This window comes from Nonomuraea sp. NPDC051941 (assembly GCF_044593615.1).
In genome coordinates this window covers 37,366-60,841 of the sequence record NZ_JBIUCF010000042.1, presented here as the reverse complement: position 1 = coordinate 60,841, position 23,476 = coordinate 37,366, and the positions used below count along the sequence as shown (strand labels likewise).

General features: G+C 70.3%; 20 protein-coding genes. 8 read left to right on the top strand and 12 right to left on the bottom strand.

Going from position 1 to position 23,476, the window contains the following annotated elements:
- Positions 1-6 precede the first annotated feature (6 nt).
- A complete protein-coding gene (locus tag ACIHFD_RS48690; RefSeq protein WP_397372695.1) occupies positions 7-831 on the top strand; it encodes an NAD(P)H-binding protein in 825 nt (274 codons plus the stop codon).
- Here the strand turns inward: ACIHFD_RS48690 and ACIHFD_RS48685 are convergent.
- From ACIHFD_RS48685 to ACIHFD_RS48670, 4 genes are all read right to left on the bottom strand, one after another.
- A complete protein-coding gene (locus ACIHFD_RS48685) occupies positions 824-1,045 on the bottom strand; it encodes a hypothetical protein (RefSeq protein ID WP_350739673.1) in 222 nt (73 codons plus the stop codon). The two genes, ACIHFD_RS48690 and ACIHFD_RS48685, sit on opposite strands and share 8 nt — an antisense overlap.
- Positions 1,046-1,075: 30 nt before the next feature.
- Positions 1,076-1,831, bottom strand: coding sequence for a sulfite exporter TauE/SafE family protein (locus ACIHFD_RS48680; RefSeq protein ID WP_397372694.1), 756 nt, complete (start codon positions 1,829-1,831; stop codon positions 1,076-1,078).
- A gap of 9 nt (positions 1,832-1,840) precedes the next feature.
- Complete coding sequence (locus tag ACIHFD_RS48675) at positions 1,841-2,761, bottom strand: SPFH domain-containing protein (RefSeq protein WP_350739667.1); 921 nt, start codon at positions 2,759-2,761, stop codon at positions 1,841-1,843.
- A gap of 87 nt (positions 2,762-2,848) precedes the next feature.
- A complete protein-coding gene (locus ACIHFD_RS48670) occupies positions 2,849-3,637 on the bottom strand; it encodes an ABC transporter ATP-binding protein (protein ID WP_397372693.1) in 789 nt (262 codons plus the stop codon).
- Between the two features lie 68 nt (positions 3,638-3,705).
- Between ACIHFD_RS48670 and ACIHFD_RS48665 the strand changes: the two genes are divergently transcribed.
- The gene (locus ACIHFD_RS48665) at positions 3,706-4,425 is read left to right on the top strand and encodes a hypothetical protein (RefSeq protein ID WP_397372692.1); all 720 of its coding nucleotides are present in this window, start codon (positions 3,706-3,708) and stop codon (positions 4,423-4,425) included.
- An 8-nt stretch (positions 4,426-4,433) separates the two neighbouring features.
- On the opposite strand, the gene ACIHFD_RS48660 is transcribed toward ACIHFD_RS48665, so the two are convergent.
- Complete coding sequence (locus tag ACIHFD_RS48660) at positions 4,434-7,136, bottom strand: protein kinase (protein WP_397372691.1); 2,703 nt, start codon at positions 7,134-7,136, stop codon at positions 4,434-4,436.
- A 170-nt stretch (positions 7,137-7,306) separates the two neighbouring features.
- Between ACIHFD_RS48660 and ACIHFD_RS48655 the strand changes: the two genes are divergently transcribed.
- The gene (locus ACIHFD_RS48655) at positions 7,307-7,957 is read left to right on the top strand and encodes a hypothetical protein (protein WP_397372690.1); all 651 of its coding nucleotides are present in this window, start codon (positions 7,307-7,309) and stop codon (positions 7,955-7,957) included.
- Positions 7,958-7,999: 42 nt separating this feature from the next.
- Here the strand turns inward: ACIHFD_RS48655 and ACIHFD_RS48650 are convergent, their stop codons facing one another.
- On the bottom strand, positions 8,000-8,611 hold the full coding sequence (locus ACIHFD_RS48650) for a response regulator (RefSeq protein ID WP_397372689.1): 612 nt from the start codon (positions 8,609-8,611) through the stop codon (positions 8,000-8,002).
- The gene (locus tag ACIHFD_RS48645; RefSeq protein WP_397372688.1) at positions 8,608-9,723 is read right to left on the bottom strand and encodes a GAF domain-containing protein; all 1,116 of its coding nucleotides are present in this window, start codon (positions 9,721-9,723) and stop codon (positions 8,608-8,610) included. The genes ACIHFD_RS48650 and ACIHFD_RS48645 overlap by 4 nt, the downstream gene beginning before the upstream one ends.
- Before the next feature lie 94 nt (positions 9,724-9,817).
- On the opposite strand from ACIHFD_RS48645, the gene ACIHFD_RS48640 reads away from it, so the two are divergent.
- The 4 genes from ACIHFD_RS48640 to serB all read left to right on the top strand — a co-directional run bounded on the left by ACIHFD_RS48640 (position 9,818) and on the right by serB (position 13,512).
- Complete coding sequence (locus ACIHFD_RS48640; protein WP_355210142.1) at positions 9,818-10,474, top strand: SDR family oxidoreductase; 657 nt, start codon at positions 9,818-9,820, stop codon at positions 10,472-10,474.
- Positions 10,471-11,481, top strand: a complete 1,011-nt coding sequence (locus ACIHFD_RS48635) for an S-adenosylmethionine:tRNA ribosyltransferase-isomerase (protein WP_397372687.1) — start codon at positions 10,471-10,473, stop codon at positions 11,479-11,481. The genes ACIHFD_RS48640 and ACIHFD_RS48635 overlap by 4 nt, the downstream gene beginning before the upstream one ends.
- Positions 11,482-11,582: 101 nt before the next feature.
- The gene (locus tag ACIHFD_RS48630) at positions 11,583-12,119 is read left to right on the top strand and encodes a hypothetical protein (RefSeq protein ID WP_397372686.1); all 537 of its coding nucleotides are present in this window, start codon (positions 11,583-11,585) and stop codon (positions 12,117-12,119) included.
- 169 nt (positions 12,120-12,288) lie between these two features.
- Positions 12,289-13,512, top strand: a complete 1,224-nt coding sequence (gene serB / locus ACIHFD_RS48625; RefSeq protein ID WP_350739638.1) for a phosphoserine phosphatase SerB — start codon at positions 12,289-12,291, stop codon at positions 13,510-13,512.
- A 120-nt stretch (positions 13,513-13,632) separates the two neighbouring features.
- On the opposite strand, the gene ACIHFD_RS48620 is transcribed toward serB, so the two are convergent.
- The 4 genes from ACIHFD_RS48620 to ACIHFD_RS48605 form a co-directional block, all read right to left on the bottom strand.
- Positions 13,633-14,106, bottom strand: a complete 474-nt coding sequence (locus ACIHFD_RS48620) for a SixA phosphatase family protein (RefSeq protein WP_397372685.1) — start codon at positions 14,104-14,106, stop codon at positions 13,633-13,635.
- A gap of 644 nt (positions 14,107-14,750) precedes the next feature.
- Entirely contained in the window at positions 14,751-17,066 is a 2,316-nt protein-coding gene (locus tag ACIHFD_RS48615) for a sodium-translocating pyrophosphatase (protein WP_397372684.1), read from the bottom strand.
- 1,227 nt (positions 17,067-18,293) lie between these two features.
- Positions 18,294-18,713, bottom strand: a complete 420-nt coding sequence (locus ACIHFD_RS48610) for an ATP-binding protein (protein WP_350739630.1) — start codon at positions 18,711-18,713, stop codon at positions 18,294-18,296.
- A 1-nt stretch (position 18,714) separates the two neighbouring features.
- Positions 18,715-19,065 (bottom strand): STAS domain-containing protein, encoded by a 351-nt coding sequence (locus ACIHFD_RS48605; protein WP_043629845.1) that lies wholly within the window; start codon positions 19,063-19,065, stop codon positions 18,715-18,717.
- A 409-nt stretch (positions 19,066-19,474) separates the two neighbouring features.
- On the opposite strand from ACIHFD_RS48605, the gene ACIHFD_RS48600 reads away from it, so the two are divergent.
- Positions 19,475-21,928: a DEAD/DEAH box helicase gene (locus ACIHFD_RS48600; RefSeq protein WP_397372683.1), complete on the top strand. Its 2,454-nt coding sequence runs from the start codon at positions 19,475-19,477 to the stop codon at positions 21,926-21,928.
- A gap of 271 nt (positions 21,929-22,199) precedes the next feature.
- Here the strand turns inward: ACIHFD_RS48600 and ACIHFD_RS48595 are convergent, their stop codons facing one another.
- Positions 22,200-23,474, bottom strand: coding sequence for a hypothetical protein (locus tag ACIHFD_RS48595; RefSeq protein ID WP_397372682.1), 1,275 nt, complete (start codon positions 23,472-23,474; stop codon positions 22,200-22,202).
- Between the last annotated feature and the right edge of the window lie 2 nt (positions 23,475-23,476).

Genomic DNA, 23,476 nt, shown 5'->3' with positions numbered 1-23,476 from the left:
GGCCCCATGAGCACGATTCTGGTGACCGGCGCGACCGGCAATGTCGGCAGGCATGTGGTGTCCCAGCTCGCGGGAGCGGGGCTGGAGGTGCGGGCCCTCGTCAGGGACCCCGCACGGGCGAGGCTGCCCGAACACGTGGAGGTGATGCGCGGCGACCTGTCCGCGCCCGGGACGCTGGAGCCCGCGCTGAAAGGCGTGGAGAGCGTGTTCCTGCTGTGGCCCCATTTCACCGCGGACGGCGCCGCCGAGGTGGTCACGGCCATCGCCGGGCAGGCGCGGCGCGTGGTCTACCTGTCGGCCAACGTGGCGGACGAGCCGGTGACGCACTACCACGAGGTCGAGCGGCTGATCCGGCACTCGGGGCTCGGGTGGACGTTCCTGCGGCCCGGCGGCTTCGCGGCCAACACGCTGGGCTGGGCCGGGCAGATCAGGCAGGGTGTGGTGCGCTGGCCGTACGGGCAGGCTTCGAGGCCCCTGATCCACGAGCGGGACATCGCGGCGGTGGCCACGCACGTGCTCACCTCGGCGGGCCACAACGGCGCCACGTACGTGCTGACCGGCCCCGAGCGGCTCACCCAGGCCGAGCAGGTGCGTGTGATCGGCGCGGCGACCGGGCGCGAGGTGCGCTGGGAGGAGCAGCCGCCGGAGGAGGCCCGCGAGCAGCTCATGGCCTCCTGGGGGAACGCGGTCTTCGTCGAGAGCGCGCTGAAGGCATGGGGCAGCTTCGTGACGGCTCCCGAGCAGGCCACCGACACCGTGGAGCGGCTGCTCGGGAGGCCCGCTCTGACGTTCGGTCAGTGGGCGGAGGATCACGTGGCGGACTTCAGCTGACCTCGTCCACGGGGTGCTCCACGAGGGCCAGGATGCGGCTGGACATGAACCTGGCCGTCCGCACCGGCGTGCCGGTGCGGGTGACCTCGCTCACCTCGACGAGGCCCCGCCTCGTGGTCACGTCGACCCGCCGCCCGGCGCGAGTGGCCCTGATCTCGTACGTACGCGGTGTGCCTCCGGCATCGATGACGATCTCTACCCAGTCGCCCTTCATGTATGGATTCATACCCGCAAACGCGGCACTCTATCCGTACACCAGTACGAAAATCGCCGCAATACCGACGCAGACGATGATCCCCCGGAGCACGGGCGCCGGGATGCGCCGCCCCACCCTGGCGCCCAGGGAGCCGCCCGCCACCGCGCCCATGGCCACCCCCGCCACGGCGAGCCAGTTCACGTGCGCGACCACGATGAACAGCGCGGCGGCCACGGCGTTGACGATCAGCGCGAGGACGTTCTTGGCCGCGTTCACCCGCTGGAGGTCGTCGTCGAGGAAGCTGCCGAGCAGCCCGATCAGCAGCACACCCTGGGCGGCGCCGAAGTACCCGCCGTAGATTCCGGCGGCCAGCACGCCGAACCACAGCTCCAGCCCTCCGTGCGGGTGCGCGTGCCGGCGCCGGTCGGCCAGCCACCGGTTGAGCCTGGGCTGCACCAGGACCAGCACGCAGGCCAGCGCGATCAGCGCGATGACGACGACCTGGAACACCGACGGATCCAGGAACAGCAGCAGGATCCCGCCGGCCAGCGCTCCGAGGGCCGAGGCCAGGCCCAGGCGCAGGAGGCGTTCGCGCTGGCCCCGGAGCTCGGGGCGGTAGCCGTACGCGGCCGTGAACGAGCCCGGCACGAGCCCGATGGTGTTGGAGACGTTGGCGGTGACGGGATCGACGCCGATCGCCAGCAGCGTGGGGAACGTGATCAGGGAGCCTGACCCGACGACCGCGTTGATCGCACCGGCCACCATCCCGGCCACGCAGACCGCGGCCAGTTCCCACCCCGTCACAAGCCCTCCTTACGTGTCCGGGCTCTTAGGGGGTGTGAAGAGGCCGCCCAGATTCTCCAGAACTTTGCCCATTTCTGATGGGACGATCCAGATCTTATTGGCGTCGCCCTTGGCGATCTCAGGCAGGGTCTGCAGGTACTGGTAGGCGAGCAGGTGCTGGTCGGGCTGCCCCTCGTGGATGGCCTTGAACACCATGCCGATCGCGTCCGCCTGGCCCTTGGCGCGCATGGCCTGGGCCTCGGCCTCCGCCTGCGCGCGCAGCACGGCCGCCTCCGCCTCGCCGCGCGCCCGCAGCACGGCCGCCTGCTTCTCGCCCTCCGCCTGGAGGATCGCCGCCTGGCGCTGGCCCTCGGCGGTCAGCACGGCGGCGCGCTTGTCGCGGTCGGCGCGCATCTGCTTCTCCATCGAGTCCTGGATGGAGGAGGGCGGGTCGATGGCCTTGAGCTCGACCCTGTTGACCCGGATGCCCCACTTGCCCGTCGCCTCGTCGAGCACGCCGCGCAGCGCGGTGTTGATGTCCTCGCGCGAGGTCAGCGTGCGTTCCAGGTCCATGCCGCCGACCACGTTGCGCAGCGTCGTGACCGTGAGCTGCTCGACGCCGATCAGGAAGTTCGCGATCTCGTACGTGGCCGCCTTCGGATTGGTGACCTGGAAGTAGATGACGGTGTCGATGGACACGACCAGGTTGTCGGAGGTGATCACCGGCTGCGGCGGGAAGGAGACCACCTGCTCCCGCAGGTCGATCATGTCCTTGATGCGGTCGATGAACGGCACCACGAGGTTGAGCCCCGGGGTCAGCGTCCGGTGGTAGCGCCCGAGGCGTTCGATGATGGCGGCCGTGGCCTGGGGGATGATGCGGACCGTTCGGGCCACCCCGAAACCCACCGCCGCGACCACGACAAGGGCGACGATGAGCTGCTCGACGGACATGGCGACGCTCCGAAGTCGAGGGGACCGACTCCGTTGATCCTATTTCCTTTCCGCTTTCGGCGGCTTTTATGTGGATAAATAGGGGGATTAGTGGGCGCGCGCGTACCAGCGGCCCTCGGCGCTGCGCTCCAGCGAGAGCGGCACCCCGAACGCCTGCGACAGGTTTTCGGGCGTCATCACGTGCTCCAGCGGCCCCTGCGCCACCACCGAGCCGTGCCTCAGCAGCAGCCCGTGCGTGAACCCGATCGGCACCTCTTCCACGTGGTGCGTCACCAGCATGAGCGTCGGCGAACGGTAGTCGCCCGCCAGCACCGACAGCCGGCGCACCAGGTCTTCGCGCCCGCCCAGGTCGAGCCCGGCCGCGGGCTCGTCGAGCAGCAGCATCTCGGGGTCGGGCATGAGAGCGCGCGCGATCTGCACCCGCTTGCGCTCCCCCTCCGACAGCGTGCCGAACCGCCGCCTGATCAGATGGGCCGCGCCCATCATGTCGATCAGCTCGACCGCCCTGGTCACGTCATTGGAGTCGTACTCCTCCGTCCAGCGGCCCATGATCCCGTACGAGGCGGTCAGCACGAGGTCGATGACCTTCTCCTCCGGCGGGATGCGCTCGGCCAGCGCGGAGCTCGCCAGCCCGATCCGCGGGCGCAGATCGAAGACGTCCGCCTGTCCCAGCCGCTCCCCGAGCACCTCGACCAGGCCCTCGCTCGGGTAGAGCAACGTGGCCGCGACCTGCAGCAACGTGGTCTTGCCCGCGCCGTTGGGGCCGACGACGACCCAACGCTCGTCGGCGTTGACCGTCCAGTCGATGCCGCGCAGCAGGGCCGCTCCGTCCCGCCTGACGGCGACGTCCTGGAGCCGCAGCACCTGACCACCCATCCCCGATACCTCCTTAGGAGTCACGCTCGGGACAAACCTATTGCAGGGCGAGCGCATATCGTGGATCGGTGCGCCCTGAATCGCCTGTCTGTCCCTCCCTGGTCGCCTGGGGCAACGCGTGGCTCGCCGGTCACGTCGGTCTCGACGAGGCGGCTGACCACGTGGAAGCCGCCGGCGGTCCCACCGTGGCCGACGACGTCCCGTTGCGTAAATACCTCGCAAACCTGCGCTCCGACGGCCTGCGCGAGTTCCGCCTCGCGCTGCCCGCGCCCGGCGATCCGCTGGGGCTGTCGGGACCCGCGCCGTTCAACTCGGCCGCGGTGGACGCCGGCGAGGCCGCCATCGCGGTGCTCGACGGCCGCAACCTCGGCCTGGTACCGGTACCCGACCTGCGCGGGTCGTCGTATGTCGGGGTACGCCTGGAGATCCACGACTCCGGGCCCGTACGCCATGATCTGCCGTCGCTGTCGGAGGCCGAACGCGAGCTGTCGGAGGCCATGCGCTCGGCCACCGACACCCTGTCCGCCGTCGAAGGCCCCCTGCAGTCCCGCCCCTCGTCCGTCGGGCACCGGGGCGGCGAGCTGGCGCCCGGCTACCCCGCGCGGGCTCACCGCGTCTCCACCCTCGCCACGCGGCTGGCCACCGTGGTGCGGCTGGCCGACGAGCGCGGGCTCACGTCGGGGCAGGTCGCCGCCCGCGCCACTGCCCTGCGCGACCTGGACCGGGCGGTACGCCGTGCGCTCGTGGCCGCCCATCACGCGATCTTCGAACCGATCAGGAGCACGTAGCCGGCCCACTAAGAGCCGCTCGCGATCTTCCACAGCCTGACCACCCTGTCCTTGCCCGCGGACATGATGACCGCGTCCCCGTCGAGTGGGACGATGCCCACGGCGTACACGCCCTTCTTGTGGGCCTTGACCGGTTTGCCGAGCGTCTTGCGGGTCTCGGGGTCCCAGAGCCTGATCGTGCCGTCGGTGCCGCCGGACAGCAGCACCGTGCGGCCGTCGAGGGTGCCGAAGGAGAGCGAGTAAACGATCTTCTTGTGGCCGGAGAGGGTGGCGACGGTCTTGCGGCTCTTCGGATCCCAGAGCCTGATTTTTCCGTCTTTACCGCCAGATGCCACGACCACCTTCCCGCTCACCTTGCCGACCGCGACCGAGTACACGCCCCTGGAATGGCCCTTGTACGCCTTCCCGTACGCCTTGCGCCGGGCCATGTCCCACATGCGCACCGTCTCGTCCTCGCTGGCCGAGATGGCGACGGCCCGGTCGCCTATGTGGGTGGCGCTGAGCCAGTTGACCGGCTTGCGGTGGGCTCTGATGATCTTGCCGGTGGACTTGCGCTTCTTCAGGTCCCAGAACCTCAGATAGCCGTCGGCGTCGCCGGTGACCGCGACGTACTTGCCCTTCACCTTGGTGACGGCGACCGCGTAGACGGCGTCGCCGTGCCAGCCGAGCACCTTGCCCTTGTGGGTCTTGAGGTTCCACAGGCGCACGCTGCCGTCGTACCCGCCGGAGACGGCCATGGGGGTCTTGCCGACCATCACGCAGGCTACGGCGTACACCTCCTCGCTGTGGCCCTTCATCGTGGCCAGCGACTTGTGCCCGGCCAGGTCCCACAGCCGCACCCGGCCGTCCTGCCCGCCGGTGACCAGCCACGCCTTGCCGCCCGCAGAGATCGCGGAGATCGTCTGGACGCCCTTGGTGTGGCCCTTGAACGACTTCCCGTCCTGCTTGCCGAGAACGGGGACGACCTTCTGCGTGGGGGTGACCGTCGGGGTCGGGGTGACCTGGGTCGGTGTCGGCGTCGGGGTCTCGGTCTGCGTCTGGGCTTGCGTCTGAGCCGGGCCCGCGCTCACGGAGGTGGTCGCCTGGGCCGCGTTCCCGCCGGTCGGCGCGCCGGTGCCGAACATCTTCGGCCCGAAGTACAGCACGCTCCCGGCCAGCGCCAGCGCCACGACGAGCGCGCCGGAGACCATGGCGGCCCGCCTGCGCCTGGCGTTGGTCTCGTCGGGCCGCTCCTCTGCCGGCGCATGCTTGAAGAACGCGTCGTTGTCCCCTCGCCCGCCGCCCTCCCCCGCCAACGGCTTCCGGGACGGGGACGCCTGCCCCGGCCCTTGCCCCTGGCTCCCTTGGCCCTGGCCCGGCACCGACGGCGCACGCCCGGGCGGCCCCTCACCGCCCGCAACCGCCTCCGACCCCGGCGCCACCGGGCCAGGCGCCACCGGGCCGGGCGCCGGTGGACGGGGCGCGGCCGGGTGGGGCGCGGCGCTCATCGGATAGGGCGGCGGCACCTGTGACGGACCCGACGGAGGCTGCTGCCGAGGCACATAAGGCACACCATGCGGCCCGCCACCGTAGCCGGGCGTCGCACCCTGCCCAGGCGCGCCACCCCGTCTCGGCCCGCCGCCCTGTTGCGGTGGCACGTAGGGCGCCGCAGGTGGTCCGGCCGCGGGGCCCTGGGGCGGCGGGTACGCCTCCCCCGACGGGTTCGCCCACCCGTACCCGCCAGAAGGGGCGGACGACGGAGGGCCACTGGGATTCGCCCACCCGCTGCCGCCCGGCGGAGCCTCGGGGGCGGGCCCGTGGGGGCTCGCCCAGCCGGCGGCGGGCGAGGGCGGATCCGGCGGGGTCTGCTCGGCCGCGAGTTGCGAGCCCGTGTTGAGCGCGTCCTCGGGCCGCGGCGACTCACCCTCGTTCGCCAGCAGCGCGAACAGCACGTCGGCCGCCACGGGCCGCTCGTCGGCCCGCTTGCGCAGGCACAACCGCACGACCGGCCGCAGGGTCTCGGGCAGCGCCGAGAGGTCGGGCTCCTCGTGCATCACCCGGTAGACGACCGCGGGCAGGCTGTCCTGGCCGAACGCGGGCCGTCCCGTGGCCGCGAACACCATGGTCAGGGCCCAGCTGAACATGTCACTGGCCGGCCCCACCCGCTCGGCCGAAATCTGCTCGGGCGACATGTACGCGGGCGTCCCCACGACCCCGCTGCTGATCGTCATGGCCGAGTCCAGCGCCCGCGCGATGCCGAAGTCGATCACCCGCGGCCCGTCGTGGCCGAGCAGCACGTTGCTGGGCTTGAAGTCGCGGTGCACGATCCCGGCGCGGTGGATGGCGGCCAGCGCGGTGACCGTTCCGACGGCCAGGCGGTAGAGCGCGCCGCCCGTACGAGGCCCGTCCCGCTGCACCACCGCCTGCAGGGAGACCCCGTCCACCAGCTCGCTGACGATGTACGGGTGCTCGCCGTCCATGTGGGCCCCCAGCACCTGCGCGGTGCAGAACTGGGCCACCCGCCGCGCGGCCGCCACCTCGCGCAGGAAGCGTTCGGAGTCCAGTCCGGGCTTGTCCAGCCGGGTGTTCAACAGCTTGATCGCCACGCGCCGCCCGTCGGGCGACTCACCCTCGAAAACGATCCCCTGCGCCCCCTTGCCCAGGCGGCCGAGCAGCCGGTATTCGCCCAGTGTTCGCGGATCGGTCGGCTGTAAGGGGTGCGTTTCCGGCACCTGGCCCTCCCCGTTGTGCTAGACCCCCGTTCACAAGTGGGATAGGCGCGGGCAAAAACCCACAAACCACCCCAGGTCACGAAAGATCATCGCTCTTTGCGAAAAATTTGCCCTACGCAATAATCGTGGAGATGATCGGGGATTTCCAGCACCGTACGGGGAGCCGTCATATGCGCAGAAGCTTCAGCCTGTTCTTAGCCGGCGGTCTGGCCGCCGCGCCGCTGGCCGTACCCGCCCCGGCGAGTGCCGCCGCCGCTGCCGCCCCCACCACCGCGGCGGTCGCCCGGGTGAAGCCGTACTCCAGCTTCAAGATCTCCGTCACGCCCAGCGGCCGCACCAAGCGCGGCGGCAAGATCACGTATTACGTCCGCGCCAAGAACCTGGGCCCCTACTACGCCGACTACTACTGGATCGGCGGCCAGGTGCCCAAGGGCGTCGTGCCCACCCTGCGCTGGGGCGCCGCTAAGGGCACCAAGTGCACCTGGGAAGGCCGCTGGTTCTGGTGCTGGGGCCCGCTGCGACTGGAGAAGGGCAAGACCGACTGGCTCAACTTCCAGGTGACGCTGAAGAAGGGCACCAAGGGCACGGCCACGGCGCGGCTCGGCGTGATGTCGTTCGACGTCGACCAGGGCATGGAGAACATCGACGAGGAAGAGCTCAAGCGCCTCGGCATCAAGGGCTACTACTGGCTCAAGAAGGTCAATACCAAGATCGTCTCTCCGCCGCGCCGGCCGGGCCGTAGCTGGTCGCCGCCTCCGCCGGTCAAGACGTACAACCCGCCTGCCAGCCACGAAGAGAGCAACAAGAAGAAGGACACCTGACCTTCACCCCAGGCCGCCTCCGCGGAGCGGAGGCCGTAAGCACTACCCCAGGCCGTGCCGTACGGCGTACAGCGCGGCCTGGGTGCGGTCCTGGACGCCCAGCTTCATCAGCACGTTGGAGACGTGGGTCTTGACCGTCTTCTCCGCGACGGCCAGGCTCCTGGCGATCTCCCGGTTGGACCGGCCGGCCGCGATGAGCGCGAGCACCTCGCGTTCGCGGTCGGTCAGCGGCACCGGTGGCGGGCCGTCCGGCGCCGACAGCATCGCCTCGGCGGCCTCGGGCGCCAGTAACACCTGCCCTCCGTGCACGGACCGCACGGCCTGCACCAGCGCGGTCGGATCGACGTCCTTGTAGAGGAACCCCGACGCCCCCGCCCGCATGGCCGGGCCGACGTCGGACCGGTCGCTCACCGACGTCAGCACGACCACCCTGGTCGCCGACCCGGCCAGCCGTTCGAGCGTGCCGAGCCCGTCGAGCACCGGCATCTTCAGGTCCAGCAGCAGCACGTCGGGCGACAGCTCCCCGACCAGCTCGACGGCCTGCGCCCCGTCGCCCGCCTCACCGACGACCGTGATGTCGTCCTGCAGGTCGAGGAACGTACGCAGCCCCTGCCGCACCACCGGATGATCGTCGGCGATCAGCACCCGGATCAAACGCCCACCTCCACACGTACCGTGGTCCCCCTGCCGTGGGCCGACTCGACGGTCATGGCCCCGCCCACGGACTCCGCCCTGTCGCGCATCGACACCAGGCCCAGGCCGCGCGACTCCGCCTGTTCGAAGCCGTTGCCGTCGTCGCGCACGATCAACACCAGCCTGCCGTCCGCGTACCCCAGGCGCACGGAGACGCTCGCGGCCTCCGCGTGCCTGAGCGCGTTGTGCAGCGCCTCCTGGGCCACTCTGAGCACCGCCACCTCGACCGCCGGGTCGACCGGCGGCAGCTCCACGCACTCGAACGTGACCAGGGACGGGTGGAGCCGGTCCAGCAGGCGCACGTGCTTGCGCAGCGTCTCGGCCAGGCCGTGCCGGTCGAGCTCGGCGGGCCGCAGCTCGACGATCACCGCCCGCAGCTCGGACAGGGCCTCCCCGGCCAGGCGCTGGACGCGTTCGAGCTCGGCGGCGGCCTGCTCGGGCGCCCGGTCGAGCATGGCGGAGGCGGCCTGCGCGGTGAGCCTGAGCGAGAACAGCTTCTGCGTCACGGCGTCGTGCAGCTCGCGGGCCACCCGGTTGCGCTCCTCCAGCATGGCCAGCTCGCGCCCGCGCTCGTAGAGCCTGGCGTTGGTCAGCGCGATGGCCGCGTGCGCGGCGAACAGCGTCAGCAGCTCCTGGTCGGCCTGCGTGAAGCCGCCCGGCGTGCGCTTGTTGGCCAGGAAGATGATGCCGAGCACCTGGTCGCCGTCGCGGATCGGGACGCCGAGGAAGTCCTTCATCACCGGGTGGGCCTTCGGCCACCACTCGAACCTCGGGTCCTTGCGCAGGTCGGGCAGCCTGACGGGGCTCCCCTCGCGGAGCATCGCGCCGAGCATGCCATGCTGTCTGGGCAGCGGCCCGATCGCGTCCCACTGCTTGTCGGTGAGGCCCTCGGCGACGAACTCGCCGAACGACCCCTCGTCGTCGGGCACGCCGAGCGCGGCGTAGCGGGCGTCGAGCAGCCGTTGCGCCGAACGTACGATGACCTGCAGCACCTCGCGGACCGACAGATGGCGGGTGACCGCGAGCACCGCGGAGCTCACCGCCTGCAGGATCTCGTCTCGGTCGGAGGTCACGGGACCCAGCTTATGGTCCTAGGACGATGTGCCCAGGCGGCGGCGGGACTTCGGCCCGATGTGCGCGGCCCGCGGCGTTCCTAACGTCGGCACCATGACGAACACCGCACTCATCACCGGCGCTTCCCGCGGTCTCGGACTCGCCCTGGCGAGGTCTCTGGCGGGCGCCGGCTGGAACCTCGTGCTCACCGCCCGCGGCGCGGACGACCTGGAGCGGGCCGCGGCCGAACTGGGCGCCGTCGCGATCCCCGGCGACGTGACGGAGCCCGCGCACGTCGAGCGGCTGGCCCGGGCGGCGCCCGAGCTGGACCTGCTGGTCAACAACGCCAGCGACCTCGGCGTGACGCCGCTGCCGCCGCTGGCGGGCTACCCGCTGGAGGCGTTCAGGGTGCTGCTGGAGACCAACGTCACCGCCCCGCTGGCGCTGATCCAGGCCACGCTGCCCGCCCTGCGCGCGGCGGGCGGAGCCGTCGTGAACATCACCTCGGACGCCGCCACGGGCGCGTACGAGGGCTGGGGCGGCTACGGCGCCACCAAGGCGGCCCTGGAGCAGCTCTCCAACGTGTTGTCGGCCGAGGAGCCCGCGGTCCGGGTCTGGTGGGCCGACCCCGGCGAGATGAACACCCGCATGCTCGCCGACGCCGTGGGCGCCGACGAGGCCGCGGGCGCCACCGACCCCGCCAAGGTGGCCGCGGCGCTGCACGACCTGGTGCGGTCCCGTCCGGCCAGCGGCAAAGTGAGCCTGCAATGACCGTCGCGCTCGACTTCGCGCTGCCGCCGGGCCTGTCGGCGAGCGAGCCGCCCGAGGCGCGGGGGATGTCCAGGGACGCGGTACGCCTGATGGTCTCGCGCGGCGACCTCGCCCCCTCGCACCACCACTTCGTCGACCTGCCAGGGCTGCTCGACCCCGGTGACCTGATCGTCGTGAACAACTCGGCGACCCTCCCCGCGGCCGTCCGGCTCGACCGGCTGGCCGTGCACTTCTCCACCGCCAGGGAGGACGGCACCTGGCTGGTCGAGCTGCGCCGCCGTACCGCCACCGCCTCCGAGCCCTACGGCGGTGGTGAGCCCGGCGAGTGGCTGCCGCTGCCGGGACGGGCCACGCTGCGGCTGATCGAACGCGAGACGCCGCGTCTGTGGCGGGCGTCGCTGGACCAGGAGGTGGAGCCGTACCTGCGGGCGCACGGGGCGCCGATCCGCTACTCGTACGTGAGCGGGGACTGGCCGATCGAGGCGTACCAGACCGTGTTCGCGACCGTGCCGGGGAGCGCGGAGATGCCGAGCGCGGCGCGGCCGTTCACCGCGGAGCTGGTGACGGCGCTCGTGGCGCGCGGGATCGGGATCGCGCCGATCACCCTGCACACGGGGGTGGCCTCGCCGGAGAAGGACGAGCCGCCCTACGCCGAGCGGTACGAGGTGCCGGAGGCCACGGCGCGGCTGGTCAACCTGGCGCGCGAGAGCGGCAACCGGGTGGTGGCCGCGGGCACCACCGTCGTACGGGCGCTGGAGACGGCCGTGGGGGCGGACGGGCTGGTCAGCGCGGCCGCCGGGTGGACCAGGCGCATCGTCACGCCCCAGAGCGGCGTACAGGCCGTCACGGGGCTGATCACCGGGCTGCACGAGCCGCGCTCCAGCCACCTGCTGATGCTGACCGCGATCGCGGGCGAGACGGCGCTCGCGCGGGCCTACGGGGAGGCGCTACGGAACGCATATCTGTGGCACGAGTTCGGTGACACGCACTTGATTCTGAAGAAATAGTCTTTACATAGATTTTGCCAACATGATAGGAACAGCGGGCATTTACGGGGGCTTCAAGTGTGTGCGCCTCCCCGTGACCACTTCCTCACCGGAGACGTTTAATGCGTAACCTGACCAAGGCCGCGTCGCTGGCATTGCTGGCGGCGGCCCTGCTTGTCCCGGCTGTTCCTGCTTCCGCTTCCGCCACGACGGCCGCCGACGAGCCGTTCTCGGTCTTCGACGTCAAAGTGAAGGCTGCCAAGACGGCCAAGGCCGGCGGCAAGCTCAACTTCAGCATCGTCGCCACCAACAAGGGGCCCTACCAGGCCGACGCCTACTTTGTCGGCGGCGAGTTCCCCAAGGGGGTCGACCTCAGGCGGATCATGTACCGCACGAGCGTCAAGGGCACCGAGTGCGGGCTCGAGGGCCGTGCGTTCTTCTGCTTCCTGCCCGAGATCCTGGAGAAGGGTGACTCCATCTCCCTGATCTTCGAGACCAAGCTCAAGAAGACGGCGACCGGCACGCAGACCGCCAAGCTCGGCGTGATCTCCTACGACGTCCAGACGGGCATGGAGAACATGAGCAAGGAAGAGCTCGACCGGCTCGGCATCCCCGAGCACGGCTACGTGAAGACGGTCAAGACCAAGATCGTCCGCTAGCCCGACGCTCTTCGCGTCCCTTGGAACGTTACGGCCGATGAAATGTTGTCCGTACGTCCACGGGACATTCACCTAGGTGTCACCTGCTAGAACAGTCACGGTCGCGCCCGCGCCCGAATGCCCGCCCTGCTTCGCGAGCATCGGGCCGGGCGCAGTACCGTGGCTGGATGTGGACCAGCGCAGCCTCCTGATCACCCTGACCGGCCCCGACCGGCCCGGCGTCACCTCGCGGCTTTTCTCCGTTCTGTCTGCCTTTCCAGTGACTGTGGCGGACATCGAACAGGTCGTCATTCGCGGCCGGCTCACGCTCGGCGTGCTTGTCACGTACGCCGGCGGCCCCCCGACAGGCACCGGCACGACCCTCGGCGCCATGTGGACCGCGGTCGAGCAGGTGGCCGAGGACCTCGGCATGGAGGTCGAGCTCTCCACCGGCTCCCAGACCAAGGAGCAGCGCCGCCGCGGCCGCCTGTCGGTCAGCGTGCTGGGCGCCACGCTCCAGCCCGCCGCCATCGCGGGCATCGCCGGGCGCATCGCCGCCGCCGGCGCGAACATCGACCGCATCGAACGCCTCGCCCAATGGCCCGTCACCTGCATCGAACTGTCCGTCTCCGGCGCCGACCCCAGCTCGTTGCGGGTCGAGCTGGCGGCCGAGGCGGCCGTCCTGGCGGTGGACGTGGCCGTGCAGCGCACCGGCCTGTCGCGGCGCGCCAAGCGGCTGATCGTCATGGACGTCGACTCGACCCTCATCCAGGGCGAGGTCATCGAGCTGCTCGCGGCCCACGCCGGATGCCTGGACGAGGTCGCCAAGGTCACCGAGCAGGCCATGCGCGGCGAGCTCGACTTCGCCGAGTCGCTGCGGCGCCGGGTGGCGCTGCTGGAGGGGCTGCCGGCCGAGGTGTTCGAGGAGGTGCGCAAGGAGGTCGTGCTCACACCCGGCGCCCGCACCCTGGTTCGCACGCTCAAGCGGCTCGACTACCGCTTCGCCATCGTCAGCGGCGGATTCACGCAGATCACCGACGGGCTCGTGGAGGAGCTCGGGATCGACTACTCGGCGGCGAACGTCCTCGAGGTCATCGACGGCCGGCTGACCGGTCGCGTCGTGGGCGAGATCGTGGACCGGCCGGGTAAGGCGCGGGCGCTGGAGCGGTTCGCGAAGGAGGCCGGCCTGCCGATCTCGCAGACGGTGGCCATCGGGGACGGGGCCAACGACCTCGACATGATCGCCGTGGCCGGGCTGGGGGTGGCGTTCAACGCCAAGCCGGTGGTGCGGCAGGCGGCCGACACGGCGGTCAACACTCCCTACCTCGACTCGATCCTCTACCTGCTGGGGATCTCCAGGGACGAGGTGGAGGCGGCGGACGCAGAGGACGGCGCCACCCTCACCGCAGGCTGACCCTCACCCGACAATGCCCATCCTGGGGCCCCAGGATGGGCCCTCCGGCCCTCCAGCCGGCTCCAGCGCCCCCTGGGCCCTCCATGCTCCTGTGGGCCCACCAGGGGGCCTTGGGGTCCTTCAGCCCTCGTGCTCCTTAGGGTCCCAGAGCGTCACCAGGCGCCCCTCACCCATCCAGAGCTCATCCCAGTCGGGCTCCACCTCGATCACCGCGAACGCGCCCGGCCGGAACACGTACTCTCCTCCGGCCAGCCCCACGGCCAGCTCGTGCACGCCCGGGTTGTGCCCGCACAGCACCACGGTGCTCGCCTCGGGATCGACCCGGCGGACCAGCTCCAGCAGCTCATCGGGATACGCCTCGTAGATGTCGCGCTCGTAGCTGATCTCCACCTCGGGAAAGGCGATCTCGGCGGTGCGCTTGGTCCTGAGCGCCGGCGAGCACAGCACGACGTCCGGATTGAGCCCGGCCGCCCGTATCTCGTCGCCAGCCCGCTTGGCGTCCCGCTCGCCCCGCCCGGTCAGCGGCCGCTCCCGATCGGCCAGCCCGGGAACGTGGGCGGCCTTCGCATGCCGCAGCACAATCAAGGTCCGCACCAGATCACCCCGTCCTCGAAGCCCAGACGGCCAGCCCGACGATCACGGCCAGGATGACGAGCATCCCCAGCAGAATGAGGCCCAGGGTCTTCCCACCGCTGGGCTGCTTGTCACCTTTCACGCGCCCAGTTTCCCACCGAGCCACCCCGCCCCCACGCCCGCCTTCACCCCCACCACCCCACGCCCTGCCGCCGGGTCCGCAACCCGCAGGCCCATGCACCCGCACCCGCCACACGCCGCGCAGCACGTACCCCGCATATCGCCACCACGTCCAAGGCGCCGCGCACACCCCCACCACCGCCGAGCCCGCACCTCCTGCACGCCGGCACCCCGCGATACCTGTACGCCCGCCGCCAAGACGCCCGCTTTCCACGCGCCGCAGACCGCACCTACCCCGGCCCCGAATCGCCCGACGAGCCCGCTCATCCCGTTCGTCCGCGCAGGTCCCACATCGACGTCCGTGCCCCCACCTCACCCCCTCGCCGCACCTCATCCCACCTGACGAGACACCCTCGACCGCGTCGCCCTGCGCAGGAGCCGACGACCAGCGGCCCCGGACGTCCGAAGGCCCGGAGGAGCCCGGAAAGACGAGACGCCCGCCCCTACGCAGTAGGGCGGGCGTCTCTCCAGGGTATTGCGGCGTGTTACGAGGCCACGGGCTGGTGCTCGCGGTTGTCGTTGTTGGCCGGTTCGGTGCTCACGGAGCGCCGCTTGGACACCACGATGGCCCCGACCACCACGGCCACCGCCACCACCGTGACGCCGATCCGCAGGGCCGGGTTGCCCGCATACAGCACCACCGCGGGCGCGACCAGCAGCGCCACCAGGTTCATCACCTTGATCAGCGGGTTGATGGCAGGCCCGGCCGTGTCCTTGAACGGGTCGCCGACCGTGTCGCCGATGACGGTGGCGGCGTGCGCCTCCGAGCCCTTGCCACCGTGGTGACCGTCCTCCACCAGCTTCTTGGCGTTGTCCCACGCGCCACCGGAGTTCGACAGGAAGACGGCCATCAGCGTGCCGCACGCGATGGCCCCCGCGAGGAAGGCGCCCAGCGACGCGTACCCGAGGGCGAACCCGACCGCGATCGGCGTCATGACCGCCAGCAGACCGGGCGTGGCCAGCTCGCGGAGCGAGTCACGGGTGCAGATGTCCACGACCCGGCCGTACTCCGGCGTCTCCGTGCCGTCCATGATGCCCGGCTTGTTGCGGAACTGGTCGCGTACCTCGAAGACCACGCGCATCGCGGCCCGTCCGACCGCCATGATCGCGAGCCCCGAGAAGAGGAACACGACCGCGGCCCCGATGATCAGGCCGACCAGGACGTTCGGCTGGTCGATGCTGAGGCTGAAGGTGGCGAACTCGCCGAGCGCGGACTTGACCGCCCCGCTCGCCTTGGCCAGCTCGCCCTCCACCGCGGTGCGGAAGGCGCCGAACAGCGCGGTCGCCGCCAGCACGGCCGTGGCGATCGCGATGCCCTTGGTGATGGCCTTGGTGGTGTTTCCTACCGCGTCCAGGCTGGTGAGCACGCGGGCGCCCTCGCCCTCGACATCGCCCGACATCTCGGCGATGCCCTGGGCGTTGTCGGAGACCGGCCCGAACGTGTCCATGGAGACGATGACGCCGACCGTGGTCAGCAGACCGGTGCCCGCCAGTGCCACCGCGAACAGCGCGATCGTCACGTTCCCGAACCCGAGCAGGAACGCGCCGTAGACCGCGCCGCCGATGACCAGGGCGGAGTAGACGGCCGACTCCAGGCCGACGCTGATGCCGGCCAGGATGACGGTGGCCGGGCCGGTGGCCGAGCTCTCGCCGATCTCGCGTACGGGACGGCGGTTGGTCTCGGTGAAGTAGCCGGTCAGCAGTTGGATGGCGCTGGCCAGCACCAGGCCGATGAGCACCGCGCCGATGGCGATGAGCCGCGGGTTGGCGTCGGACTGCTCGGTGGCGCCGGTCAGGGCGCTGAAGCTGTCGGGCAGATACAGGAACGCGGCCACGGTGACGAGCACCGCGGAGATCGCGGCCGAGATGAAGAAGCTGCGGTTGATCGCCGACATGCCGTTGCGGTCGCGGTCGCGCATTCCGGTGACGAAGATGCCGATGATCGCCGTGATCACGCCGACCATGGGGACGATCAGGGGGAAGACCAGCCCCTGCTCGCCGAAGGCCACCTTGCCCAGGATGAGGCTGGCGACCAGCATGACCGCGTACGACTCGAACAGGTCGGCCGCCATGCCCGCGCAGTCACCGACGTTGTCGCCCACGTTGTCGGCGATGGTCGCGGCGTTGCGCGGGTCGTCCTCCGGGATGCCCTGCTCGACCTTGCCGACCAGGTCGGCGCCGACGTCGGCGGCCTTGGTGAAGATGCCGCCGCCGACTCGCATGAACATCGCGAGCAGCGCCGCCCCGAACCCGAATCCCTCGAGCACGCCAGGGGCGTTGCCCTGGTAGATGAACACGACCACGGCCGCGCCGAACAGGCCGAGGCCCACGGTGAACATCCCGGCCACGCCGCCGGTGCGGAACGCGATGCGCATGGCGCGCTTCTCGCCCGAATCGTTGGCCGCGGCGGCGACACGGACATTTCCGCGCACGGCCAGCCACATGCCCATGAACCCGGTCAGCGCGGAGAAAACCGCACCAACCACGAAGAAGATCGAACGTCCGACGACTACGTCCGTTTCCCCCGGTAGAAGGAGCAACAGGATAGGTATTGCGACGACGAAGATCGCCAATGTGCGGAACTGGCGCGCCAGATAGGCGGCGGCGCCTTCTTGTACGGCACGCGCGATGTTCTGCATGCGCTCCGTGCCTTGGCCGGCGGACAGCACTTCGCGCACCAGGCCGCCTGCGACGGCTAGTGCGATCAGTGCGACCGCGGCGACCACGATCACGATGGTGAGATTGTTTCCGCTCAGGGCCAGATTGGACGCTGGCTCCGCTGCCAGCATGTGCCTGCTCATCGTTCTCCTCGGCAAGACCGGTCGTCCTGCCCGGGCGGTGCTGCAGTTTTCCTCGGCGGGTGTTGCGGCACCATCCGGGTTGTGGGTGCCGCTTCCGGTTGAATCCGCGTTCCGCCGGATCACCTTGGCCGGTGCGGGGAGTCTACGCAGGCACTGAACGGATATGAAGGCTCTCGAGGTGGCTATTTGTGCGCGCGTCCAGTAATCCCCTGACAGCGGGCCGGTTTGCGGCCTGACAGGCGAAATTTCCCCGGGTTTAAGGTCATGAAAACCTCCGGATAGGGCCGGACCGAAACTTGGGCCGCCAGGAGCGATGCTGGAGGGACCTGAGAGGCGGAGGCCGACCACCGAAACGACCGCCCACCATGGTCACCGCCACCTGCCACCGCCACCCGGCCACGGCACCACCGCCCAGGACACGGCACGCGGGCCCCCTACCCGCGATCACCCCATCGGGCCCCTGCGGACACGGCCACATCGAGGGCCCGTCCGCGCCGCGAACCGCACCTCATCCGACGACCGGAATCGCCCACCGCCCCCGTCGCCTGGACCCGCCACGCGACGACCGGAACCGCGGTCCGCCTTGTGCGCTCATTCACCCACATGGCCACCCACAAAGCGGCCACGTTCCCGCCACAGGCTCCATTCACCCCACATGACCGCCCACGCCATGGGCGTGTCCACGCCATACGACCCCCCACGCTACGGGCGTGTTCACGCCATATGACCGTCCATGCCGGGGGCATGTTCACCCCGCATGACCGCCCCCCACAAGGCCGCTCGCCTCGCGAACCCGCTTGCCACGCGACCGCCCCACCCCTCCCCGCGAGCCGTTCGCACCGCGCGACAGCCGGCCCACGAACTCCGTCCGCACGTCGGGGCCACCCGTAGCGACGACTCCGCCCCACGAACCCACTCGCCCCACGCGACAGCCCGCCCACAAACCCGGTTTGCCCGTCGGGGCCACCAGTGGGGCCGACTCCGCTCCACGAACCCCGCTCGCCCCGTAGGGCCGGCGGAAGGCGGAAGCCACGGTGCCCGTGCGCCGTGACGGTGGCCGGTCACGTGCGGGTCAGCGGGCGTCTCCCTGGAGGCGCTCAGCCACGTGCGGCGGGTGGCGCCGCCCGTGCTCCGCCGTACAAGATGGGGTTTTTGAGCGCAGAACAGCCGCACGCCGGGCACCACGAAGGGACGCCCGGCGGAACGAGGCGGGACGGCGGAGCTCGCTCAGACCTTGGCGGTCGCGGGCCAGCTCATGCGGATGTTCGTGCCCTTCGGGCTGGGGAAGATCTCGACGTCGTCGGCCAAGCCCTCGATGACCGCGAGGCCGAAGCCTGACATGAACGAGTCAGAGAGCATGCCCAGATCGAGGGGTTGCTCCTGCTTGATCTCATCGCTGGGGGCCTGGTCGCTGACCGTGACTTCGAAACGCCCGGAGTCGTCACGCAGCTCGATGCGGATGGGCTCGCCCGGACAGTGGACGCGGTGCGCCTCGACTGCCCGGGAGCAGGCCTCACCCACAGCGAGCCTGACCTCGTCCAACAGGGACTCCTCCACGCCGGTGCGGCGAGCGATCGCCGTCGCCACCAGCCGCGCGGTCCGCACATGGGCGGGAAGAGCGCTGAACGTCAGCTCGACGGTAGCCATGCTACTTGTCTTTGCCGTGAGCTTCCTTGGCCTCGTCGACCGAAGCGTAGATCCCGAAGACCTTGGTCAGACCGGTAATCCGGAAGATCTTCAGGATGCGCTCCTGCGTGCAGACAAGCTCGAGCGAGCCGTCGTGCGCACGAACCCGCTTGAGCCCCCCGACCAGGACGCCAAGGCCCGTGGAGTCGAGGAAGTCCACCTTCTCCATGTTGACGAGCAGGTGGAAGTTGCCCTTGTTCACCAGGTCGATGAGGAGCTCACGCAATCTCGGCGCCGTGTAGACATCGATCTCACCCTCGACCTCCACGATGGTGAGTCGGTCTTCGGTGCGGTGATCCAACTTCAGATCCACAGATCCTCCAGCGCCTCGCCTGCGAAACTACTCTCTTGGGACTGGCAATCTGGAGCGTGGCCCCAGATCGTCCGACCCTGACGCGCGGCATTCAACCATGCGTCTGGCTTGTGTCTATACGAAATCACGATTCCCGGCGACTTTGCCCATCGATGCAAGACTGGAAACAGTGACTTCCTCCGCATCCTCCCCACAACAGGCGGGTCCACTCCTCCGCCACCTGCTCGGTGTTCCCGCACGTCATGAGCGTGTCACTCATGTGGAGCATGTTCCAGCACGTCGGGCGGGTCAAGCGGGATGGCCCAAATGGACGCCAGAAGTACTTGTTACGCGCTTGGCGAACCGTGGGGTGACAGGACTCTGGCCTCACCAGTACGAGGCCGCCGACCTGGCATTTCGTGGCCGAAACGTGATCATCTCAACGGGTACGGCGTCCGGGAAGTCGCTGGCGTACCTCACTCCCGCCGTCGCCTCATGCCTCGACGGCGGCACGATCCTCTACCTGACCCCGACCAAGGCCCTGGCCGCCGACCAGCTGCGCGGCCTGCGCGAGCTGCGCATCACCCAGCTCCGCGCGGCCTGCTTCGACGGCGACACGCCGTTCGAGGAACGTACGTGGGTGCGCCAGCACGCCAACTACGTCCTGACGAATCCGGACATGCTGCACCGCAGCATCCTCCCCCGCCACGCTCAGTGGTCCTCGTTCTTCCGCCGGTTGCGCATGGTCGTCATCGACGAGTGCCACGGCTACCGCGGCGTCTTCGGCTCCCACGTCGCGCAGATCCTGCGCCGCCTGCGCCGCGTCTGCGCCCGATACGGCTCGCGCCCCACGTTCCTGCTCGCGTCGGCGACCGCCAGCGAGCCGGGCGCGTTCGGGATGAGGCTGACGGGGCTTGAGATGGACGAGGTGACCGTGGACGCCTCGCCCAAGGGTTCCACCACCATCGCGCTGTGGGAGCCGCCCCTGACCGAGCTACGGGGCGAGGGAGGGGCTCCTGTGCGGCGGACGGCCACGGCGGAGGCGGCGGATCTGCTGGCGGACCTCGTCCTGGCCGACGTCCGCACGCTCGCCTTCGTACGTTCCCGCCGCGGCGCCGAAACGGTCGCCCTGACGGCCCGCGCCAAGCTCGCCGACGTGGCCTTCTCCCTCTCCACCCGCCACCCCCGCCCCTCCACCCCCCGCCGGCCGAACCCAACCCCGCCGGAATCGGACCCCACCCTCAACCACCAGCCAGGCACAGCGGAGCCTGCCGACACCACCCAGTCGGGCCTGCTGGAAACGGACCTCACCACCCACCACCGACCACCCGCCCGCGCCACCCCGCCGGAAGCGGATCCCGCTCTCAGCCACCAGCCGGGCACAGCGGAGCCGGCGGGCCCCGCCACGCCGGAACCCTCCCGGACCACCAGCGGACTCTCCGGGACAACCCCGGCGGTCAGCACGTCAAAGCATGAGGGCCCGGCAGCCGAGCCGGCCTCGGAGAGCTCCCTCAGGTGGGCACTCCCGGACGCCCCCGCCCAGCCGGACTGGACCGACCTCCCCAACAAGATCGCCGCCTACCGAGCCGGATACCTCGCCGAAGACCGCAGGATCCTGGAGAAGGCCCTCCGCTCGGGCACGATCATGGGCCTGGCCACCACCAACGCCCTCGAACTCGGCGTGGACGTCTCAGGCCTGGACGCCGTGCTGATCGCGGGCTGGCCCGGCACCCGCGCCTCCCTCTGGCAGCAGGCGGGCCGGGCGGGCCGCGACGGCCAGGACGCGCTCGCCGTGCTGATCGCCAGGGACGACCCCTTGGACACCTACCTCGTCCACCACCCCCAGGCCCTGTTCGGCCAGCCCGTCGAGGCGATCGTCCTCGACCCCGACAACCCGTACGTCCTGGGCCCCCACCTCTGCGCCGCGGCCGCCGAGATCCCGCTGACCGACGACGACCTGCCCACCTTCGGCACCACCACCTCAACGGTCCTCGATGACCTGGTCTCCCAGGGGCTGCTCAGGAGGCGCCCCGCGGGCTGGTTCTGGACCAGGCGGGAGCGTGCCACCGACCTCGCCGACATCCGAGGCGGCGGAGGCGCTCCCATCCAGGTCGTGGAATCGTCCACCGGCCGCCTCCTGGGCAGCGTGGACGAACCGTCCGCGCACACGACGGTGCACACGGGCGCGGTCTACCTCCATCAGGGCGAGACCTTCCTGGTGGAGCTTCTGGACCTGGAGGCCGGGGTCGCCCTGGTGTCCAGCGCGACTCCGGATTTCACGACGTTCGCTCGCGACATCACCGACATCTCCATCCTCGCCACCCAGCGCTCCCACCCCCTGGGCCCCGGCACGCTCCACTTCGGCGAGGTGGAGGTGACCCGGCAAGTGGTCTCGTACCTCAAGAGACGTCTCCAATCAGGCGAGATGCTCGGCGACGAACCCCTGGACCTGCCACCCCGTACCCTCCGCACCCGCGCCGTCTGGTGGACGCTCCCCGCCTCGGCGGTCGCGCCGCTCGCCGAAGCGGGCATCGACCTCGGTGGCGCCGCCCACGCCGCCGAACACGCCTCCATCGGCCTGCTCCCCCTCTTCGCCACCTGCGACCGCTGGGACATCGGCGGCGTCTCCACCGAACTGCACGCCGACACGGGGCTGCTCACCGTCTTCGTGTACGACGGCCACGAGGGCGGGGCGGGTTTCGCCGAACGCGGCTACGCCCGTGCGGCCGAGTGGCTGACCGCCACACGCGAAGCCATAACCTCATGCGAATGCGAACGCGGCTGCCCCTCCTGCATTCAGTCCCCGAAATGCGGCAACGGCAACGAACCCCTCGACAAACGAGGCGCCGTCCGCCTCCTCAACACACTGCTGTCACCTCAGTAAAACGCCAAGACATCCACGCAAGAACTGCCACCGATCGCGCGCCACCTGGCGCGCACTTTTCCGCGCGAGCGAGCGCCTGCCGCCCGTGAAATCGGGTCCGCCCGACCCGTTATCCCGAGCACCCGGAACCCCTCCGGAGCCGCCGTCCGAGCACCCCGAAACCCCTCCGGACTCGCCGTCCCGAGCGCCCCGAACCCGTCTCCATCTGCACTATCGCACGCCAACCCAGACCTCGGGCCGGTCGATCGATAAGCCGAATCAAATAGCCGATTTAGCTTTCGCCATCTCTATGCCGAGGACCCACAAAAGCGCGTGCCTCGCCTTCACCCTTGCCATCATCTTCGCCGGACCAGAAATCGGCCGCCCCCGGCTGCGGACGTTCCCAAAATCCGCTGTCCTCCATTGACCGAGGAGACGGCGGCAGATAATCATCCCAGCGATCCTCCATCCGCGCGGCGGGCCGAACGGGGGATACGTCGGGCTCGGGGACATCCGTGACCGCGGAACTGGGCAAGGTGATGCGAACCGGCCCCTGGCGGGTTTCCGGAACGTCTCGCACCTCCTCCACCGCCCCGAACGCGGCGGAAGCCTCCTCACGCTTCCGGTCGAGCGCGGGCGGCGCCGACGACCGTTCCGGAGTGACCCCTTCGGAACTCTCATCTGACACCAGCCGCTGATCACGGGACTGATCGGGAACCCGAGTCTTGGCGACGGCCAGGATCACGGCGGGCCGCCGTCGGGGCGGGGCCGTGGTGACCGAAACGCTTTCGTTCGCGTGAGCGGCCTGAACCCCGCCGACCGGCGACGTGCTCACTCCCGTGGTCGCTGCGGCCGTACCAGGTGTGGAGCTCTCACCCGTGGCGAGCGCCCGCCGCCGTGCCCAGGCCCCCGCATGAGCGCCGAACAGCAGCAGGAGGACACCCGCTGCGACGTAGAGGCCGTACTGGCCGAGGTTCCCGATCGGTGACTCGCTCGACTGCGCCTTCACCTCGGGCTGGACGGGAGCGGTGTCCGCGCCACTTTTCGCGTCGGATGGGCGCAGACCGCCCGTTTCGTCGGCCGTGGGGATCGGCAGGTTCCCGTTCGGGTCGGCGTCGGGTATTTCCGGAAGCTTGGCTGTCGTCCGCTTGTGTGTCGTCGGGTTCGTCGTCGGCAGGGTCTGTCTCTTGGCGGGCAGCGTGGGGAGCGGGCCGACGTTCTTGGTGGTCTTCGGGGTCCGGGTGCCGGCGGTCTTCTTCTTCGTCGGCGTGGGCGTCGGCGCGGCGGGGAAGGCGACGTACGCGGCGGCCGAATTGCCCGACCCGATCGACCCGCCGTCGCCGTCACCCCTGAACGCCTTGACCGTGAACCCCACCTTCTGGCCCTTCGCCTTGGCCGGCACGGCGAGCACCGCCTGGCACGTGGACCCGGCGCACGCGCTGTCAGCGGGCAACCTTCCCACGATGCCGGACTGGCTGTTGGAGACCTCGTACGACTGCAGGTCAGGCTCCGAACCCTTGCTCCAGGTCAGCCGAACCTTGGCGCTGCCCTGCCGGGTCGCGTTCACGT

What these genes read in the sequence shown, in the direction of transcription:
- ACIHFD_RS48685 (WP_350739673.1), bottom strand. Translation starts at nt 1,045, where the DNA reads ATGAAGGGCGACTGGGTAGAGATCGTCATCGATGCCGGAGGCACACCG.
- ACIHFD_RS48675 (WP_350739667.1), bottom strand. Translation starts at nt 2,761, where the DNA reads ATGTCCGTCGAGCAGCTCATCGTCGCCCTTGTCGTGGTCGCGGCGGTG.
- ACIHFD_RS48670 (WP_397372693.1), bottom strand. Translation starts at nt 3,637, where the DNA reads ATGGGTGGTCAGGTGCTGCGGCTCCAGGACGTCGCCGTCAGGCGGGAC.
- ACIHFD_RS48690 (WP_397372695.1), top strand. Translation starts at nt 7, where the DNA reads ATGAGCACGATTCTGGTGACCGGCGCGACCGGCAATGTCGGCAGGCAT.
- ACIHFD_RS48615 (WP_397372684.1), bottom strand. Translation starts at nt 17,066, where the DNA reads ATGAGCAGGCACATGCTGGCAGCGGAGCCAGCGTCCAATCTGGCCCTG.
- ACIHFD_RS48635 (WP_397372687.1), top strand. Translation starts at nt 10,471, where the DNA reads ATGACCGTCGCGCTCGACTTCGCGCTGCCGCCGGGCCTGTCGGCGAGC.
- ACIHFD_RS48630 (WP_397372686.1), top strand. Translation starts at nt 11,583, where the DNA reads ATGCGTAACCTGACCAAGGCCGCGTCGCTGGCATTGCTGGCGGCGGCC.
- ACIHFD_RS48640 (WP_355210142.1), top strand. Translation starts at nt 9,818, where the DNA reads ATGACGAACACCGCACTCATCACCGGCGCTTCCCGCGGTCTCGGACTC.
- ACIHFD_RS48610 (WP_350739630.1), bottom strand. Translation starts at nt 18,713, where the DNA reads ATGGCTACCGTCGAGCTGACGTTCAGCGCTCTTCCCGCCCATGTGCGG.
- ACIHFD_RS48655 (WP_397372690.1), top strand. Translation starts at nt 7,307, where the DNA reads ATGCGCAGAAGCTTCAGCCTGTTCTTAGCCGGCGGTCTGGCCGCCGCG.